This window comes from Intrasporangium sp. DVR, from assembly GCF_040365325.1.
Lineage (GTDB): Bacteria > Actinomycetota > Actinomycetes > Actinomycetales > Dermatophilaceae > Intrasporangium.
Genome location: NZ_BAABZW010000004.1, coordinates 31,241 through 49,133, shown reverse-complemented (window position 1 = coordinate 49,133; position 17,893 = coordinate 31,241). Strand labels below are relative to the sequence as shown.

General features: G+C 71.5%; 15 protein-coding genes. 10 read left to right on the top strand and 5 right to left on the bottom strand.

Going from position 1 to position 17,893, the window contains the following annotated elements; translation table 11 throughout:
* Positions 1-38: 38 nt before the first annotated feature.
* The 6 genes from ABWV20_RS04310 to ABWV20_RS04285 all read left to right on the top strand — a co-directional run bounded on the left by ABWV20_RS04310 (position 39) and on the right by ABWV20_RS04285 (position 5,719).
* Positions 39-1,145, top strand: coding sequence for an ABC transporter ATP-binding protein (locus tag ABWV20_RS04310; protein ID WP_353353591.1), 1,107 nt, complete (start codon positions 39-41; stop codon positions 1,143-1,145).
* Positions 1,142-1,792, top strand: a complete 651-nt coding sequence (locus ABWV20_RS04305) for an ABC transporter permease (protein ID WP_353353590.1) — start codon at positions 1,142-1,144, stop codon at positions 1,790-1,792. Before ABWV20_RS04310 ends, ABWV20_RS04305 begins: the two co-directional genes overlap by 4 nt.
* On the top strand, positions 1,789-2,508 hold the full coding sequence (locus tag ABWV20_RS04300) for an ABC transporter permease (RefSeq protein WP_353353589.1): 720 nt from the start codon (positions 1,789-1,791) through the stop codon (positions 2,506-2,508). Before ABWV20_RS04305 ends, ABWV20_RS04300 begins: the two co-directional genes overlap by 4 nt.
* 49 nt (positions 2,509-2,557) lie before the next feature.
* Entirely contained in the window at positions 2,558-3,493 is a 936-nt protein-coding gene (locus ABWV20_RS04295) for an ABC transporter substrate-binding protein (RefSeq protein WP_353353588.1), read from the top strand.
* Between the two features lie 116 nt (positions 3,494-3,609).
* Positions 3,610-4,383: an alpha/beta fold hydrolase gene (locus ABWV20_RS04290; protein ID WP_353353587.1), complete on the top strand. Its 774-nt coding sequence runs from the start codon at positions 3,610-3,612 to the stop codon at positions 4,381-4,383.
* A gap of 1 nt (position 4,384) precedes the next feature.
* Entirely contained in the window at positions 4,385-5,719 is a 1,335-nt protein-coding gene (locus ABWV20_RS04285) for a cytochrome P450 (RefSeq protein WP_353353586.1), read from the top strand.
* A gap of 143 nt (positions 5,720-5,862) precedes the next feature.
* Here the strand turns inward: ABWV20_RS04285 and ABWV20_RS04280 are convergent, their stop codons facing one another.
* Complete coding sequence (locus ABWV20_RS04280) at positions 5,863-6,375, bottom strand: hypothetical protein (protein ID WP_353353585.1); 513 nt, start codon at positions 6,373-6,375, stop codon at positions 5,863-5,865.
* A 209-nt stretch (positions 6,376-6,584) separates the two neighbouring features.
* Between ABWV20_RS04280 and ABWV20_RS04275 the strand changes: the two genes are divergently transcribed.
* Both ABWV20_RS04275 and ABWV20_RS04270 read left to right on the top strand, forming a co-directional pair.
* Positions 6,585-7,100, top strand: a complete 516-nt coding sequence (locus tag ABWV20_RS04275) for a hypothetical protein (RefSeq protein WP_353353584.1) — start codon at positions 6,585-6,587, stop codon at positions 7,098-7,100.
* Between the two features lie 116 nt (positions 7,101-7,216).
* Positions 7,217-12,205, top strand: coding sequence for an nSTAND1 domain-containing NTPase (locus tag ABWV20_RS04270; protein WP_353353583.1), 4,989 nt, complete (start codon positions 7,217-7,219; stop codon positions 12,203-12,205).
* Here ABWV20_RS04270 and ABWV20_RS04265 read toward each other — a convergent pair.
* Positions 12,169-12,909 carry a hypothetical protein gene (locus ABWV20_RS04265; protein ID WP_353353582.1) on the bottom strand — a complete coding sequence of 247 codons (741 nt, stop codon included), beginning with the start codon at positions 12,907-12,909 and terminating at the stop codon, positions 12,169-12,171. The two genes, ABWV20_RS04270 and ABWV20_RS04265, sit on opposite strands and share 37 nt — an antisense overlap.
* Positions 12,910-13,021: 112 nt before the next feature.
* Positions 13,022-14,284, bottom strand: a complete 1,263-nt coding sequence (locus ABWV20_RS04260) for a GAF domain-containing protein (protein ID WP_353353581.1) — start codon at positions 14,282-14,284, stop codon at positions 13,022-13,024.
* A 158-nt stretch (positions 14,285-14,442) separates the two neighbouring features.
* Between ABWV20_RS04260 and exaC the strand changes: the two genes are divergently transcribed.
* On the top strand, positions 14,443-15,966 hold the full coding sequence (exaC, locus tag ABWV20_RS04255; protein ID WP_353353580.1) for an acetaldehyde dehydrogenase ExaC: 1,524 nt from the start codon (positions 14,443-14,445) through the stop codon (positions 15,964-15,966).
* Positions 15,967-15,970: 4 nt separating this feature from the next.
* Positions 15,971-16,384, top strand: a complete 414-nt coding sequence (locus ABWV20_RS04250) for a DUF779 domain-containing protein (protein ID WP_353353579.1) — start codon at positions 15,971-15,973, stop codon at positions 16,382-16,384.
* 27 nt (positions 16,385-16,411) lie between these two features.
* On the opposite strand, the gene ABWV20_RS04245 is transcribed toward ABWV20_RS04250, so the two are convergent.
* Together ABWV20_RS04245 and ABWV20_RS04240 are read right to left on the bottom strand one after the other, a co-directional pair.
* Positions 16,412-17,197 carry a slipin family protein gene (locus ABWV20_RS04245; RefSeq protein WP_353353578.1) on the bottom strand — a complete coding sequence of 262 codons (786 nt, stop codon included), beginning with the start codon at positions 17,195-17,197 and terminating at the stop codon, positions 16,412-16,414.
* Between the two features lie 4 nt (positions 17,198-17,201).
* Positions 17,202-17,885 (bottom strand): hypothetical protein, encoded by a 684-nt coding sequence (locus ABWV20_RS04240; RefSeq protein ID WP_353353577.1) that lies wholly within the window; start codon positions 17,883-17,885, stop codon positions 17,202-17,204.
* Positions 17,886-17,893 lie beyond the last annotated feature (8 nt).

Sequence of the window (17,893 nt, the reverse complement as noted above, 5' to 3'; positions counted from 1 at the left end):
GCCGGGGGTGCGTCAGGGGTGGTGGGTAGTTTGAGGGCATGATCCGCTTTGATCGCGTGACCAAGCGGTACGACGGCGGCACCGTCGCCGTCGACGACCTGACCCTCGAGGCGCCGACCGGGCGGATCACGGTGCTCGTCGGGCCGTCGGGGTGCGGCAAGACGACCATGCTGCGGATGGTCAACCGGATGATCACGCCCACCTCCGGGACGATCTCGATCGACGGGCGTGACACCGCAACGCTCGACGTCGCCGAGCTGCGGCGCAGCATCGGCTACGTCATCCAGCACGCCGGCCTCTTCCCGCACCGCACCGTCGTCGACAACGTCGCCACCGTGCCCCGACTCCTCGGTGTCGACCGGCGCACCGCCCGGTCGCGGGCCATGGACCTCATCGAGCGCGTCGGCCTCGAGCCCTCCCTCGCCCGGCGCTACCCTGCCCAGCTCTCCGGGGGACAGCAGCAGCGGGTCGGCGTCGCGAGGGCCCTCGCCGCCGACCCGCCCGTCATGCTGATGGACGAGCCGTTCTCCGCCGTCGACCCCGTCGTGCGAGAGCAGCTGCAGAACGAGTTCCTGCGGCTCCAGGCAGAGCTCGGCAAGACGATCCTCTTCGTCACCCACGACATCGACGAGGCCATCAAGCTCGGCGACCAGGTCGCGGTGCTCCGCGTCGGCGGCATCCTCGCGCAGCTCGACTCTCCCGCAAGACTCCTCGCCGACCCCGCGGACGACTTCGTCGCCGAGTTCGTCGGTCGCGACCGGGGCTATCGGGCGCTCGCGTTCGAGGCGGCACCTGAGCTGACCCTGGGGACGGAGCCCACGACCCGGCTCGGTGCGACCGGCGAGGAGGTGAGGGCGCTCGGCCAGTCCTGGGTGCTGTGTTTGGGCGCTGACGGCGAGCCGATCGGCTGGGTCCGCGCGGAGGCGGTGACGACCACCCTGGACCCGACGCTGCTCCACCGAGGCGGCACGGTCGCCCGCGCCGACGGCTCCCTGCGGGCCCTGCTCGACGCGGCCCTCAGCTCGCCCAGCGGCCGCGGGGTCGTGGCTGACCGCGACGGGCGGTTCCTCGGCACCGTCCTCGCGTCCGAGGTCGTCCCCGCCATCGAGGCCCGCCGGGACGAGAAAGGGGTGCCGGCCCCGTGACGTGGGCACTCGATCACCTCAATGAGATCCTCTCCCGCGCAGGGCAGCACGCGTGGCTCGCGGGGGTGCCGCTGGTGCTCGGGCTGCTCATCGCCCTCCCGCTCGGGTGGCTCGCGGCGCGCCAGGCCTGGCTCAAGGGGCCTCTCCTCAGCGCTACCGGGCTGCTCTACACCATCCCGTCGCTCGCCCTCTTCATCCTGCTGCCGAGCATCCTCCGGCGCGGGATCCTCGATCCGGTCAACGTCATCGTCGCCATGACGATCTACACCGTCGCGCTGCTCACGCGCACCGTCGCCGATGCCCTGTCCAGCGTCGACCCCTCGACGCGAGCGGCGGCCACGGCGATGGGCTATGGCGGCTTCGCCCGGTTCCGTGCCGTCGACCTGCCGCTCGCCGTCCCGGTGCTGGCCGCCGGTCTGCGCGTGGCCGCAGTCAGCAACGTCAGCATCGTGAGCGTCGCGTCGCTCATCGGCGTCAACCAGCTCGGCTACTTCCTCACCAACGGCTATGCGCGCAACTTCGCCACCGAGGTCTGGGTCGGCATCATCGCGTGCGTCGCGCTCGCCGTCGTCTTCGACGTCGCCATCAACGGGGTCGCGCGACTGCTCACCCCCTGGGCGCGAGCCGGTGCGGAGGCCCGGCCGTGATCGACGACCTCATGACGTGGCTGCAGGACCCCGACCACTGGGCGGGTCCTGACGGCGTGCCGGCCCGGCTCGGCGAGCACCTGCTCTACACCCTGGTGACGATCGGCATCGCCGTGGCCCTCGCCGTGCCTCTCGGCGCCTGGGTCGGTCACACCGGTCGCGGGCGCTGGCTCGTGACCGGCGCCAACGCCCTTCGGGCCGTCCCGAGCCTCGGCCTGCTCTTCGCCATCTCGATGCTCGTCGGACCGCTCATCCAGAGCAACCTCGCCTTCACCGTTCCGAGCATCATCGTCCTCGTCATCCTCGCCATCCCCCCGTTGCTGTCGGGGACGTACGCCGGCATCGAGAGCGTGGACCCTGCCGCCCGCGACGCGGCGCGCGGCATGGGCATGCGCGGGGGCCAGGTTCTCACCCGCGTCGAGATCCCCATCGCCATGCCGCTGCTCCTGTCCGGACTGCGCTCGGCCACCCTCCAGGTCATCGCGACCGCCACGATCGCCGCCTCCATCAGCCTCGGCGGCCTGGGGCGTTACCTCATCGACGGACTGGCAGCCCGGGACCTGCCCCAGATGGTCGCCGGGGCCGTGCTCGTGGCCCTGCTCGCACTCCTGACCGATGGCCTGCTCGCCCTGGTCCAGCGATTCGTCGTCTCCCCGGGAATCTCCGGGCGACGCACCCGTGTTGGACCTACCGACATCGCCACTCGAACCGCTTGACCTCACGCGGCGCCCGCCCCGTGGTCCACCGAACGGAAAGTGACTCAAGATGCCTCGCACCCGAACCCTCCTGGCCGGACTCCTTGCCGCCGCGATCCTCCCGCTCGCTGCCTGCGGCAGCACCGAGGACCCCCTCGCTCCGCAGGAGCCCGCCGGCACCGGCGCGGGCACCGGCGCGGGCACCGGTGCCTCGGCATCCGTGACCATCGGCTCCGCCGACTTCCCCGAGTCGGCCCTCCTGGGCGAGATCTACGCACAGGCGCTCGAGGCCGAGGGCGTCACCGTGCAGCGGCAGTTCAACATCGGCAACCGCGAGACCTACCTCAAGGCGTTGGAGGGCGGCGAGGTCGACATCCTGCCCGAGTACACCGGGTCGCTGACCAACTACTACGACCCCTCTGTCACCGCCACCAACCCGGACGAGGTCTACGAGACACTGAAGACCAAGCTGCCGGACGGGCTCACCGTGCTCGCGAAGTCCGCGGCGGAGGACAAGAACTCCATGGTCGTCACCAAGCAGACCGCCGACGAGTGGTCCCTCAAGGCCATCCCGGATCTCGTCGCGCACCAGGACGAGCTGTCCATCGCCGCTCCCCCGGAGTTCCGCACCCGTCAGCAGGGCCTGGTCGGACTCAAGAAGGTCTACAACCTCGAGCCCAAGGAATTCCGCCCGCTCGCCAGCCAGGCCACCGTGGAGGCGCTCAAGAACGGCCAGGTCAAGGCCGCCAACATCTTCAGCACCGACCCGTCCATCGCTGCCAATGGTTTCGTCGTCCTCGAGGACCCGAAGCTGCTCTTCGGCTCCGACAACGTCGTGCCGCTCGTCCGCGACGACGTCGCCGGGTCGGTCCAGGCCCCGCTCGACGACGTGTCGACCAAGCTCGACACGACCGCCCTGGCCGACATGGTCAAGCAGGTCGTCGTGGACAAGAAGGACGCGAGTGTCGTGGCGAAGGAGTGGCTGACCTCGGCCGGCCTCATCTGACCGAGTCGGCACGAACTGCAGACTCGACGTGGAGGGCGGGAGGAGCGGCACGGCACGGACGCGCGGACTAGGCTCAGCGGCATACGGAATCTGTTGTCGGAGCTCGAAGGAGAGTCATGCCGATCGCTCATCGCGTCGTCGGGTCCGGCCCGCGCACCGTCCTGCTCACCCACGGCTGGTTCGGATCAGCTGATGGGTGGGGCAGCTTCCCCGACTATCTCGACGGGGACGCCTTCACGTGGGTGTTCACCGACGTCCGCGGCTACGGGCAGCGGATGAACGAGTCGGGGGACCAGTCGCTCGACGAGACGGCCGGCGACCTGCTCGCCCTGGCCGACGAGCTCGGCGTCGACCGGTTCTCGGTCGTCGGTCACTCCATGGGCGGCGCCGTCATCCAGAAGGTGCTCGCCCTCGCCCCCGAGCGGGTGGAGTCCCTCATCGGGGTGTCCCCCGTGAGCTCCACGCCCACGCCGTTCGACGACGCGGGCCGGGAGCTCTTCTGGGGCGCAGCCGAGGACCGTGACAAGCGCTACGGGATCATCGACTTCACGACCGGCAACCGCAACACCCCGGTGTTCGTCAACGCCGTCACCGACTGGTCGCTCGAGCACTCCACGAAGGAGGCGTTCGCGAACGTCCTGGAGGCATGGGCCACCCCGGACTTCGCCCAGGACGTGCGCGGCAACGAGGTGCCCGTCCTCGTCCTGGTCGGGGAGCACGATCCCGCGCTCGGGAAGGAGACGTGCGAGCAGACCTGGCTGCAGCTGTTCCCGAACGCTCGGCTCGAGGTGGTCGCCAACGCCGGTCACTACCCGATGTTCGAGGCGCCGGTGAACCTCGCGACGCGGATCGACGCCTTCCTCAAGCAGACCGGGCCTGACACGGCCTGACGTGTCCGGGACGGCCGAGGCGACTCGGCTCCTGCACGACCCGTCGACGTACGTCAACGGGGTGCCCTACCCCGTGCTCGCGCAGCTGCGCCACTCGCACGGCATCGTGCGGGTGGCGGAGCCTGAGCAGGTCGGCTGGCCCGAGGGGCCCGGATACTGGTTCGTCCTGCGACACCCGGACGTGGTGCGCGTGCTCCGTGACCCGAGGACGTTCTCGTCCTGGCTCGGTGGCACCCAGATCCGCGACCCGGCCACGCCGGAGGACCTGGCGTTCGTTCGGCGGATGATGCTCAACATGGACCCGCCCGAGCACTCGAGGCTGCGCCGCATGCTCGCAAAGTCCTTCACGCCCAAGGCGATCAGCCTGCTCGAGGACCAGATCGCCGGTCACGCCAGCCACGTCGTGGACCGGATGCTCGCCGGGCCGGCGGAGTGCGACTTCGCCAAGGACGTCGCAGCCGACCTGCCGCTCTTGGCGCTCGCCGACATCCTCGGGGTGCAGGTGGAGGACCGCTGGCTCATGTTCGACTGGTCGAACCGCGTCATCGGCTGGCAGGACCCCGACTACGCCTCGAGCGCCGCCTTCACCGGGGCGGGCGGGTCAGACCTGGCGGCAGCAGCCCTGGCGGTCCGCCCGTCGCCGGGTCCGGACGGGCGGATGCCCGACCCACGCAGCCGCGCCGGGATGCCGGACCTCTACACGTATGCCGCTGGGCTGGGTGAGCGCAAACGCTCGCACCCGGGACACGACGTCATGTCGATCCTCATGGCCCAGCGTGACGACTCGCCGGGCGGCGACGGACACGTCTCGGTCGAGGAGTTCGAGAACCTCTTCTGGCTCTTCGCCGTCGCCGGCAACGAGACGCTCCGCAACGGCCTGCCGGGCGCCATGATCGCGCTCATCGAGAACCCCGACGCGCAACGCGTGCTGCGCACCGACCCGTCCCGAGTCGCCGGCGTCGTCGACGAGCTGCTGCGCTGGTGGACCCCCGTCATGACGTTCCGTCGGACGGCGACCACGGATGTCGAGCTGGCCGGCCAGCCGATCAGGGCCGGCGAGAAGGTGGTCGTCTCCTTCGCCTCGGCCAACCGCGACGAGACGGTGTTCGCCGACCCGGACCGTCTCGACCTCGACCGCAACGCCAAGGCGCACCTCGCCTTCGGCCACGGACCGCACTTCTGCCTGGGCGCGCACCTCGCCCGCGTCCAGATGACGGCCCTCCTCACCCAGGTCCTGACGCGCACATCCTGGATCGAGAGCGCCGGTGAGCCGGCCCTCCTGCGGTCCAACTTCCAGCGCGGCGTGAAGCGTCTGCCGATCCGCTGGAGCCGCTGAGCGCCACCCAGCCCGGAGCGAGCGCCGGCGGGCACCGGGAAGCGAGCCCAGCGGCATACGGCCATCGTCCCCGACGCGGCAGGGCGCGCCGAACGCCACGCTGAGCACGTGGCGTTCGGCGGATGGGGGCGCGACCGATCGGGTCAGCCGGCGAGGGCGTCGCAGAGCGGGGCGAGGTCCTCGGACCCGTTCTCGACGATCGAGACCTCCGTCTCCCCGTCGGCCGAGCGGAGGAGGAGCCCGAAGCCGTACTGGATGCGGACGGTGCCCGCGCCCGGCACGCGGCGGTGCACCGTGCCGAGGATCTTGATCGTGGCGGAGCCATCGGGGTGGTACGTCGCGATGTCCGGACCCATGGTGCTGCCGTTGATGACGACGCCGTTGGCCTCGGACGTGCTGCGGAAGTTGAACAGCCGCATCTCGCGGGTCGGGGCGCCGGACTCGTCGTACCAGGTGTTGACGAGGAACTCGCCCCACACGTGGACGGTGATCGGGAAGCCGCACACGCCGGAGAAGTACGGGTGGTTCTCGATCGTGAAGTCGAGGGTCTCCCTGGTCTGCTCGACACCAGCGGCGGAGGCCGTCGGTGCGACCAGCAGGCCGGCCCCACCGAGCGCGACGGCCGCGGCGGCGGAGGCGATGGTTCGCTTCAACATCTCGTGCTCCTTGCTCACTTGGGTCGGTGACGGTGCCACCGCGCTGCCCCACGACGACGGTGGCGGCACGGGGTTGCGATCCGGTTGCGATATGCCTGCCGTCCACTCCTGCCGTCCGGCCGCGACCGCGTCGCAACCGGGCCGCGACCGCCGCCGGCCACGCTGAGCGGGAGATCCCGGCAGGCGGGGTCACCAGGGAAGGCAGCGACATGAACTCTCGACGAGTCACCAGTACCGTGGCCACCGCGGCACTCCTTGCCGGCGCGGCCATTGCCACGGCCGGGGGCGCCACCGCGGCGGGAACGGGGCGCGAGCCCATCACCGGACACGACCCCTTCGTCCTCGTCACGTGTGCCGGCGGCGCGGAGATCATCGCCGGCGTCGAGGGCTACGTGAGCAACGAGCGCGAGCTGATCGACCGGGAGACTGGGGACGTTGTCGGCGCCGTCTTCAACATCGTCTACACGCTCAGCTCGACCCTGAGCACCACGGGTGAGGTCCAGTACGCCCACGGCACGGCGCGCCTGCACATCGACTTCGTCACGGGCGTCCTCACCGAGACCGGCAACTCGCGCACCCGGACCGTGCCCGGCGAGGGCTGGGTCATCAAGAATGCGGGCCGCACCGTCAGCAACCTGTGGACCGGTGAGGTTCTTTGGAAGGCCGGGCCGGCCACCCCCGAGGACGCCGCCTTCCACTGCGGACTGTTCGGTCTCGAGGCATGAACCCGGGGTCCGGCGGCCCGGGCTCGCGCCAGCCGCCGGGCTCGCCTGACGTGCCAGTTTGGTCGGGTCACCGCAAAACCCTCACACCGGACAATGCGGGGCCTCATTCTTTCCCCATGGACTTCGGCGTGCTCGGGGCGCTGCGCGTGGAGAACGGCGCCGGCCCGGTCGAGGTGCCGGGCGCCAAGGAGCGGGCGCTGCTCGCCCACCTCGTGGCCCGACGCGGCTCGATGGTCCCGAGCAGTGAGCTCATCGACGCGCTGTGGGGCGAGGACCCGCCGCGGTCCGCGGCGAAGTCGTTGCAGACGTTCGTGGCGCGACTGCGCAACACCCTCGATCCCGTCCGGTCCAACGGAACCGGCCCGATCCTGACCGAGGGCTCCGGCTACCGGCTGGCCGTGGACTCGACTGCGGTGGACGCCGAGCGCTTCGTCAACCTGCTCACGGTGGCCCGGACGGCGATGCGGGAGGGCCGCGACGCCGTGGCGGCGGAGATCCTCGAGGAGGCCCTCGCCCTGTGGCGCGGGCCGGCCTATGCCGGGTTCGAGGGAGCGTCCTGGGCGAGGGCCGAGGCGCGTCGGCTCGAGGAGCTGCGCCTCGACGCCGCCGACGACCTGCTCGCCGCACGGCTGGACCTGGGTCGGGGCGCGGAGGTCGTCGCCGAGGCGGAACGACGTCTCGGTGAGGATCCGTTGCGTGAGCGCCTGTGGTGCCTGCTCGTCCTCGCGCTCTACCGCGGTGGTCGGCAGGGCGACGCGCTGGCGGCGTTCGAGCGTGCCCGCGAGACGTTGGCGGACGAGCTGGGCGTCGATCCCGGCCCGGAGCTGCGGGAGCTCCACGCCAAGGTCCTCGCGCACGATCCCCAGCTGCGCGGCCGCTCGGCCGCTGCGGCCCTGCCGGCCGAGCTGCGGGTGGTGGCGGGCAGTCCCTTCGTCGGCCGCGAGCCCGAGCTCGAGCGGCTGCGGGCTGCCTGGGCCCAGGTCGTTCCCGGCGGGGCGCGGACGGTCCTCGTCCGCGGACCCGTCGGGGCCGGGGCGTCGCGGCTCGCCGCCGAGCTGGCTCGGGAGGTGGCCCGGTCGGGCGCACCCGTGCGCTTCGTGGGGGGTTCCTCGGCGGACGAGGGCCGTATGCCGCTGGGCTCGCTCGCGCTGGTGGTGGCCGACCACAGCGTGGCTGAGCCTCCGGCGCACGGGCTGCTCGTGCGGTTGGCGGGGCCCTCCGAGCCCGCAGCCGGCGCGGACCTGGTCCTCGATCTGCACCCTCTGTCCGAGGGCGCGATTCGTGCCTTGGCGGGTCAGTACGTGTCCGCGGCCCAGGTCGACTCCGCTGTGGAGGCCACCGTCGCCGGGGGAGCTGCGTGGCCGGGCGCTGCCCATGACGCGGTCGTCGACTTCGCGCGCCGTGCGGCCACCCATCAGGTGGAGTCCGCGATGGCCCTCGCGACGGCCTCGCGGGAGAACCTCGTGTCGGCACGGGCCTCGCTCAGCGACGGGATCGAGGTGCTCGCCGAGACGTCCCTGGACGGGGACGCAGAGGCCGACACGTGCCCGTGGCCGGGTCTCGAGCCGTACCGCGAGGAGGACGCGCGCTGGTTCGCCGGGCGGGAACGACTCGTTGCGGAGCTCGTCGCACACGTGGCCGGGTCGCGCCTCCTCGCGGTCGTGGGGGCGTCCGGTTCGGGCAAGTCGTCTGCCGTGCGGGCGGGCCTGCTGCCCGCGCTCGGCAAGGACGTGCTGCCCTCGAGCGGGACCTGGGAGATGCTCGTCATGCGTCCGGGGACGTCGCCGATGCGCGAGCTGGCGTCCGTCGCCCTCGGCAGGCCGTCGATGACGCTGGGCGACCTGCTCGAGCGCGTCGTGCGCTCGGAGGCTTCGGGAGTCCCGACCGAGGCTCTTCCCCGGACGATCCTCGTCATCGACCAGTTCGAGGAGCTGTGGACGGCCAGCGAGGACGAGGGCGCCCGGGAGGAGTTCGTCCAGACCCTGCTCCACGCCGTCGACGACCCGCGCTCCACCCTCACCGTCGTGGCCGTCGTCCGCGCCGACTACGTGGGCGCCGTGACCGACCACCCCGAGCTGGCGAGCCGTCTGTCCGACTCGACCGTCCTCGTCAGCGCACCCACCCGCGACGAGATCCGCCGCGCCGTCGAGCGCCCCGCGAGACGGGCGGGACTGGAGCTCGAGGACGGCCTGGCCGACGCGATCGTCGCCGATGCGGGTGCGGAGCCCGGCCTGCTCCCGCTGCTGTCCACCGCCCTGAGCCAGCTCTGGGCCGAGCGGTCAGGGCGGGTGCTCACGTTCGGCTCGTATGTCGCGTCCGGCGGCCTCAACGGTGCGATCGCCCACCTTGCCGAGCAGTCCTTCGCCGGCCTGACCGCACGCCAGCAGGACGCGGCACGCACCCTGCTGCTGCGCCTCACCGGTCCCGGCGACGGCACGTCGGTGACCCGGCGACGCGTCGCCCTGGCCGAGCTGGAGGCGCTGCCCACGCGCGAGCAGCGTCAGGTGGTCGACCACCTCGCCGATGCACGCCTGCTCACCGTCTCGGACGGGTCGGTGGAGGTGGCGCACGAGGCGCTCTTCCGCGAGTGGCCGCGGCTGCGCGGCTGGCTCGTCGAGGACGCGGCGGGTCGGGCCGTGCAGCGGCGACTGGCCCTGGCCGCGAACGAGTGGGACGCCGAGGGGCGCGAGGAGGGAGCCCTCTGGCGGGGGGCGCGACTGTCCTCGGCGTTGGAGGTCGCCGAGGCACGTCCCACCGAGGTGACCTCGGTCGAGCGCGACTTCCTCGAAGCCGGACGCGCTCGGGAGGAGGCCGAGGCGCGCGACGTCGCTGAGCGGGCAGCGCGGACGGCGCGGCAGAACCGTCGGCTGCGGGCGCTCCTCGCCGGCGCGGCGATCCTGCTGGTCGTCGCCCTCGTCGCGGGCCTGCTGGCCTGGCGGTCGAGCGCCGAGGCGCGGGACTCGAGCGCGCGCGCGACGGCGGCGAGCATCTCGGCCGACGCGAAGCGGCTCGCGGCCACGGCCCTCAACGAGGAGTACCCCGACGTGGCCATGCTCGCCGCGCTCGAGTCCGTGCGCATCGAGCGCAGCCCCGAGACCTACGGCGCGCTCCTCACGCTGCTGTCCCGGTCGCCCGAGATTGTGCTCCGCAAGCGGATCGAGGGCCGCTTCCTCCGGCAGGGCGTCTCCGACGACGGACGGCTCGTCCTGCTCACCGACAACGGCTCCACGCTCTATGCGTACGACGCCGACAGTGGCGAGCTGCGGTGGCAGGTGGACTCCGGTGGCCCCCAGTTCCACATGCCCACCGTCTCGCCGGGGGGCGAGCGGGTGGCCGTCCAGCACTTCGGGCCCGGCCAGGTCCTCGAGCTGCGCTCGGCCGTCGACGGCGCGTTGCGGTGGAGCAAGAGCCTCGAGGACCTCGGTGCAGAGAGTCCCGAGGGGGCCTTGGAGGACATGGCCGACGGCGTCGTCTGGCTCGACGCGTCGACGCTGGCGGTGGTGGGCGCCACCCAGTGGCTCGAGCTCGACGCGGACAGCGGCGCCATACTCAAGGCGCACGTGTTCCCTGACCGGCTGCCGTTCATCAGCGAGGCCCGGGAGCTCGGTGGTGGCCGGTTCGCGGTTGACGTCGAGGGTGACCAGACGCTCGTCATCGACCGGACCCGGCCCACCGATGGGGGACAGCGCATCGATGGCTTCGTCTTCGGGCACCCCGGCACCGGCCGGGCTGTGGTCCTCGTCGAGAACAAGGCAGACAACACCATGGCGCTGACGCCGCTGAGGTCCACCCGGGACCTGCGACCAGCGGGTGGGTCGGTGACCGTGGACGGCTTCGCTCCCTGGGTCAGCTTCACTGCTGATGGCACGCAGCTCGTCGTCAGCGTGGAGAACCGGGTGGAGACTCGGGATGCGCGCACCGGTGCAGTGCGGCGCACGTTCGTCGGGCACAAGGGCTCGGTCATGCAGGCGAGGGTGGCCGGGGCGTCGCACGACCTGATCTGGACAGCGGGGCGGGATGGGACGACGGTCGTGTTCGACCTCTCGGGGACTCGGGGCACGATCCGCCCACGTCCCGTCCCGGCACCGAAGAACTTCAACGTCGGTCAGGCCGTGGGGGACGTCGCGGTCGGGATCGGGAGCCACGCGGACCGGTGGAACCCAGCCCACCTCGTCGACGTCACCACGGGGAAGGACCTGTTCGGGGAGCTGCCGCTCAGCGAGTGTCCCGGCGACTGCCAGGTCGCCGCAACGGCGATCAGCCCGGACGGCCGGACCGCCTACGGCTCCGTCGAGTTCATCGTCGACATGGGGCCGGGCGACCGCGGCGTGCTGCTCGCCTGGGACGTGGCCACGGGCCAGCGCACCTCGACCTGGCCCACCCCGTGGCCGGTCTACAGCATCGCCGTGGCTCCTTTCGGCGCCACGGCACTCCTCAACGGCCGGTGGGGCTGGGCCGTGATGGACCTCGCGAGTGGAGCGCTGCTCTGGGAGTCGGCTCGCCAGCCGGAGCTGCAGTGGTTCGACGGGTTGACCCTCGTGACGATCTCGCGCGACGGTCGCTGGGGCGTGGTGAGCCGGGACGACGGCCTGCACCTCGTCGACATGCGAGACGGACGGGTGGGGACGACGCGACAGCTCGGTGACCCGGCAACGTCGTTCGCCTGGACCGTCGATGGTCGGACCTTGGCCGTCGGCACGCGTGGCGGCCGCATCCACTTCCTCGATGCGGTGACGCTGGCAGACCGAGCTCCCGCCCGGCTCGTCGTCGGGGGCTTCGTCATCGACCTGGAGACCAGCCCGAACGGGCAGCTCATCGCGAGTCTGGGCTCCGACGGTGACGTCATGCTGTGGGATGCCGCGACGCTGCGCCCCTACGGCAGGCCCGTCACGGGGATGACGATGTGGGGCCTGATCTCCTTCTCAGCAGACAGCGGCACCCTGCGTGTGCTCTTCGAGAACGGCACCCGCACGGAGATCGACGTGCACCCCGACGACTGGGTGCGCGCCGGCTGCCGCGTCGCAGGGCGCGACCTCACGCCAGAGGAGTCGGCAGTGATCAGGCCGGGTCAGGCGCTGCGCTCGACCTGCGCGGGCCTCGTCTGACGAGCAGCGGCGACCGGTGCGGCCGCAGGGGTCCGTGCGGTGGCCGGCCTCGAGGTCTCGGCGGCGATCGCCTTGGTCTCGTCGATGCTCTGACGGAGCAGCCTGACGAGCTCGGCCGACGGGTCGTCGGCGCACGCGCGGGCGATGCCGTTGACGGCCAGCGAGACGACCTTGGCGGCGGCGTCGGCGCGCAGGTCACGGGTGCCGACTCGGCGGACGAAGTCACGAGCCCACCGCTCCGCGCCCGGCACGTATGCGAGGGCGGCCGCGGCCTCCGGCGTCAGCTCCTCGGGGCTGCGGCCGGCGATGTCGTTGAGGTGACGCTCGGCGCCCATGACGGCGAGGGCCATGACGTTCTGGCGCTCCGCCGACGCGATGGGCAGCGCCACCAGGGCGGCGCGACGCATCAGCGTGGGCGCGACCCTCCGGTCACTGGGGTTCAGCCCGACGACCTCGGGGATCATCACGGCGAGCTCCTGGCGCCGCACATCGCCGAGGGCGTCGTTGACGCACCGGGCCATCGACGCGAGGACAGGGTGGGTGCACCTGGGATGGTCGCTCCAGCGCTCCCCGGCGAGGTAGGAGGCCATCTCCATGAAGCAGGCGCCCTTGCGGGGGTTGCGGTGACGTCCGCGGGAGAGGACCGGCATTCCGTCCGGGACGGTGTCGAGCGGCTGGGGCATGGCTGCTGATCGACCGAACATGTTGACTCCCTGGTGTGCGGTGCGCTGACCTCTACCCAGCATGCGCGCACAGATGCGTGCCTGACCAGCCCTTTGGCGGATTCGGAGGAGCGGCGCTGCGGCGGACGAGAGCTCAGAGAACCGCGCGTATGCCGCTGGGCTGGGTGCCCGTCCCCAGCTCGCTGTCGAGCCGGGCGAGCTGTGCAGTGACGAGGGGACGCAGCGGGGATCTCGCCCCCAGAGCGCCCAGCTGCGCCTGCCACATCTCGTAGTCGTCGGCCCCCCAGGACGACCGGGTCCAGGTGGACATGAGGTCGGCTTCACGGCTGGCCAGGACCGCTCGACGGAGTGAGGCGGCGAGCGCGTCGCGGAGCCGGGCGATGCCGGGAGCAGCCGACCTGGGCAGCAGCGGGCCGCGGTAGGCGCGCAGCGCGAGTCCCACGGAACCGGCCGCGAGGTGGGACTCGACGGCGAGCCAGTCCGCGGACACGTCCGCGACGAGCCGGTAGGGCCGGGAGGCGAGCAGGTCGTCGCCGAGCAGGGCACGCAGGCGGCCCAGCTCCACCCGAAGCGTCGACGGGCTGATGTCCTCCTCGTAGAGCAGGACGGCGAGCTCGTCGCCGGACAGGCCACGGGGGGCGGCGGCGAGGAGCAGGAGGATCTCGCTGTGCCGGCGGCTCAGGCGCAGCGTGGTGCGACGCCCCCGGCCGTCGTCGATCCGCAGCAGCGCCTCGTCCCGGCCCAGCCCCTCGAGCGTGGCACCGAGACCCCCACGGCGCGGCTCGGTGCCTGCCGCGCCGGCTCGTGAGCGGACGAGCAGCTCGCGGGCGAGCTCCGCCTCGGCCATCCGGGCGGCCGCCCGCACCATCGCCATCGTCTGGGGGACGACGAGCGCGTCTGCGCAGGTGATGTCGAGGACGCCCAGGAGGGACTGGTCGCTCGGGTCGTGGATCGGTGTGGCCGCGCAGCTCCAGCGCTGCACGGAGCGTCGGAAGTGCTCGGCGCCGATGATGTTGACCGGCGCGTCGAGCCGCAGCGCCATGCCCGGAGCGTTGGTGCCGGCGACGCGCTCGTCCCAGTTGGACCCCTCGACGAAGCCGATGGCCTCGGCCCGGCGCAGGACGCTGGGGGTGCCGCAGACCCAGAGCAGCTGGCCGGCGGCGTCGGAGACGGCCATGATGGCGTCGCAGTCGCGGGCCGCTTGGCCCAGCACGTCATCGAGGACCGGGAACACGCTCGCGAGCGGGTGCGCCTCGCGGTGGTCGTGCAGGGCGTCGGCGGGCAGGGTGATCGGGGCGTCGACGGTGTCGGCGTGCACGCCGGCCGCAGCGGACCGCACCCAGGAGTCAGCCACCTGGGCCCGGACCCCGGCGTCACGGTGCGGCCGCACTGCCATGAGGTCGATTGGACCCCACGCGACCGCTGGGGGCAAGGAAACGGCCGAAACTCGATGCAACGTGGATGCAACGTCGGCGTGCCTAGCGTCTCGCCAATGCCCGGCACCGGTCAGTGATGACCCTGTCCGGGAACCACCAAGGACGTTGGGAGAACCTCATGACCATCTATGCCCCGCCCGGATCGCCGGAGTCGCTCGTCACGGTCGAGCCCCGCTATGGCCACTTCATCGGCGGCAACTGGGTCGAGCCGAAGAAGGGCGAGTACTTCGAGAACATCTCACCCGTGACGGGACGCGCGTTCTGTGAGGTGGGGCGCGGCACCGAGGAGGACATCGAGGCAGCCCTCGACGCCGCGCACGCGGCGGCCCCCGCCTGGGGCCGGACCGCCCTCGGCGAACGCTCGCTCATCCTCAACCGCATCGCCGACCGTCTCGAGCAGAACCTCGAGATGCTCGCCGTGGCCGAGACGTGGGAGAACGGCAAGGCCGTGCGCGAGACGCTGGCCGCCGACCTGCCGCTGGCCGTCGACCACTTCCGCTACTTCGCGGGCGTCCTTCGTGGACAAGAAGGCTCGAGCTCGGAGATCGACGAGAACACCGTCGCCTACCACTTCCACGAGCCACTCGGCGTCGTCGGCCAGATCATCCCCTGGAACTTCCCGATCCTGATGGCGGTCTGGAAGCTCGCCCCGGCACTCGCAGCCGGCAACTGCGTCGTGCTGAAGCCGGCCGAGCAGACGCCGTGGTCGATCCTCAAGGTCGTCGAGCTGATCGGCGACCTGCTCCCGGCCGGCGTCCTCAACGTCGTCAACGGCTTCGGCGTCGAGGCCGGCAAGCCGCTCGCGAGCAGCCCGCGGATCGCGAAGATCGCGTTCACCGGCGAGACGACGACCGGCCGGCTCATCATGCAGTACGCCTCGCAGAACATCATCCCCGTGACGCTGGAGCTCGGCGGCAAGTCACCCAACGTCTTCTTCGAGGACGTCGCGCAGGAGCGGGACGCCTTCTACGACAAGGCCCTCGAGGGCTTCACGATGTTCGCGCTCAACCAGGGCGAGGTCTGCACGTGCCCCTCACGGGCCCTCGTCCAGCGCTCCATCTACGCCGACTTCGTGCCGGACGCCATCGCCCGCGTCGAGAAGATCGTCCAGGGCAACCCGCTCGACACCGCGACGACCATGGGCGCCCAGGCCTCGAACGACCAGCTCGAGAAGATCCTGTCCTACATCGACATCGGCCGGCAGGAGGGTGCGAAGGTCCTCACCGGCGGCGAGCGCAACGTCCTCGAGGGTGACCTGGCCGGCGGCTACTACGTGACCCCGACGGTCTTCGAGGGCAGCAACTCGATGCGGATCTTCCAGGAGGAGATCTTCGGTCCCGTGGTCTCCCTGACCGGGTTCGACGACGAGGCGGACGCGCTCGCGATCGCCAACGACACCCTGTACGGGCTCGGGGCCGGGGTGTGGACCCGGGACGGTTCTCGCGCCTACCGGATGGGCCGGGGCATCAAGGCCGGCCGCGTCTGGACGAACTGCTACCACCAGTACCCGGCCCACGCGGCCTTCGGGGGCTACAAGCAGTCCGGCATCGGCCGGGAGAACCACAAGATGATGCTCGACCACTACCAGCAGACGAAGAACCTGCTCGTGTCGTACTCTCCCGACGCCCTCGGCTTCTTCTGAGCCGATGGACGGGACCCGACCGAGTCGGGTCGAGCTGACCGGTGAGGCGGCGGACCTGCTCCGCCGCCTCACTGCGCAGCACGGCCCGTTGATGTTCCACCAGTCCGGTGGCTGCTGCGACGGGAGCGCCCCCATGTGCTACCCGGCGAACGAGTTCGTCACGAGCGACGCCGACGTCCTCCTCGGGGCCCTCGTCGTCCCCGACGTGCCGGACGCGGTGCCGTTCTGGATGTCGCGGGCGCAGTACGAGTACTGGAAGCACACTCACCTCACGGTGGATGTCGTCCCGGGCCGGGGGAGCGGCTTCTCCGTCGAGGCACCCGAGGGCGTCCGCTTCCTGATCCGTTCACGCCTGTTCACCGAGACCGAGCTCCACGCGCTCGGCATCGTGCCGACGCTGCAGCTCCCTGCTGGGTGACCGGCACCCCCGGCCAGCCCCCCAACGTTAAGGCTGGGTGGGTGGGCTGGCCGGGGGTGGGGCGAGCCGGTTGAGCAGCGGCCCCACGATGTCCATCGGGAGGGGGAAGACCACCGTCGAGTTCTGGTCCGCGCCGAGCTCGAGGAGCGTCTGGAGGTAGCGCAGCTGGAGCGAGGCGGGGCTCTGGGAGAGGATGTCGGCCGCCTGCTTGAGCTCGCCGGACGCCTGCAGCTCGCCCCGGGCGTTGATCACCTTGGCCCGCCGCTCACGCTCTGCCTCGGCCTCGCGGGCCATGGCGCGCTGCATCTGCTCGGGGATCTCGACGTCCTTGATCTCGACGACCGAGACGTCGACGCCCCAGGGCTTGGTCTGCAGCTCGATGATCTCGCGCAGGTCCCGGTTGAGGCCGTCCCGGTGAGCGAGCAGCGTGTCGAGGTCGGCGCGGCCGAGGACGGAACGCAACGTCGTCTGGGCGATCTGTGAGGTGGCGACCGCATAGTTCTCGACCTGCATGACCGCGGCCTCGGGGTCGACCACGTTGAAGAGGACGACGGCGTTGACGCGGGCCGGAACGTTGTCCTTGGTGATGACTTCCTGCGGGGGGATGGTCAAGGTGACGACGCGCAGGTCCACGCGCTGGAGCTGGTAGACGCCCGGCACGAGCAGGTGCAGACCTGGCGGGTAGAGCGGGCGCAGCTTGCCGAGTCGGAAGACGACGCCGCGTTCGTACTGCGGGATGATCCTGATCGAGGACGCCACGACGGCGGCCGCGATGATCAGGACTGCGAGGACAGGGGCGATCCAGCCGGGCATCAGTTCACTTCCGTGTTTTCGGGTCAGGCAGGTCGACGCGGCGGCGGTCGCTCGCCCATCGGGTCTGGTAGCGGTCGAGGATCTGGTCGATCTTCGCTGCGCCGGCCGTCTCGGGGGCGAGCTCCGGCAGGCCGGGGGCGTCGCTGGACGCGTCCTGACGCAGGTGTTCGGGGAAGTTGCTCGGGGTGCGCCACAGGTGTTGCGCGAGAGGCGCCCCGGCGATGAGTCCCACGAGCACGGTGGTGACCAGGACGATCACGTCACCGGGGCCGTGGGCGCCGAGCAGCATGGCCGTCGGCATGAAGACTGCGACGGCGGCGACCACGAGGGAGAGGCCGCGGTGGAAACGTCCCGCCTCGGAGTGCGGCCACGGGTCCAGCTGACGAGTCAGCTCACGCGGACCCGGGGTCGGGGAACAGTCGTCCTTGACCGGGCAGCGCCCGCAGATCGCGTGCTGCCCCTCGTACCGGATCACCCGTTTGTCGGGGTCGAACGAGGCCGGCCAGAGCCACTGGTCCTGGTGGCACTTCCACGCGTCCTGGTCCTCGTGGTAGATGAAGTTCCCCGTCCGCCACCGTGCCGACCGCTCTGCGGAGCGCGCGCCCATGCGGTCGAAGAGCCAGGCGACGACCAGGAGCACGGCGGAGTATCCGCTGACGAGCAGTACGGTGACGGACGGGGCACGCATCGTTGCCT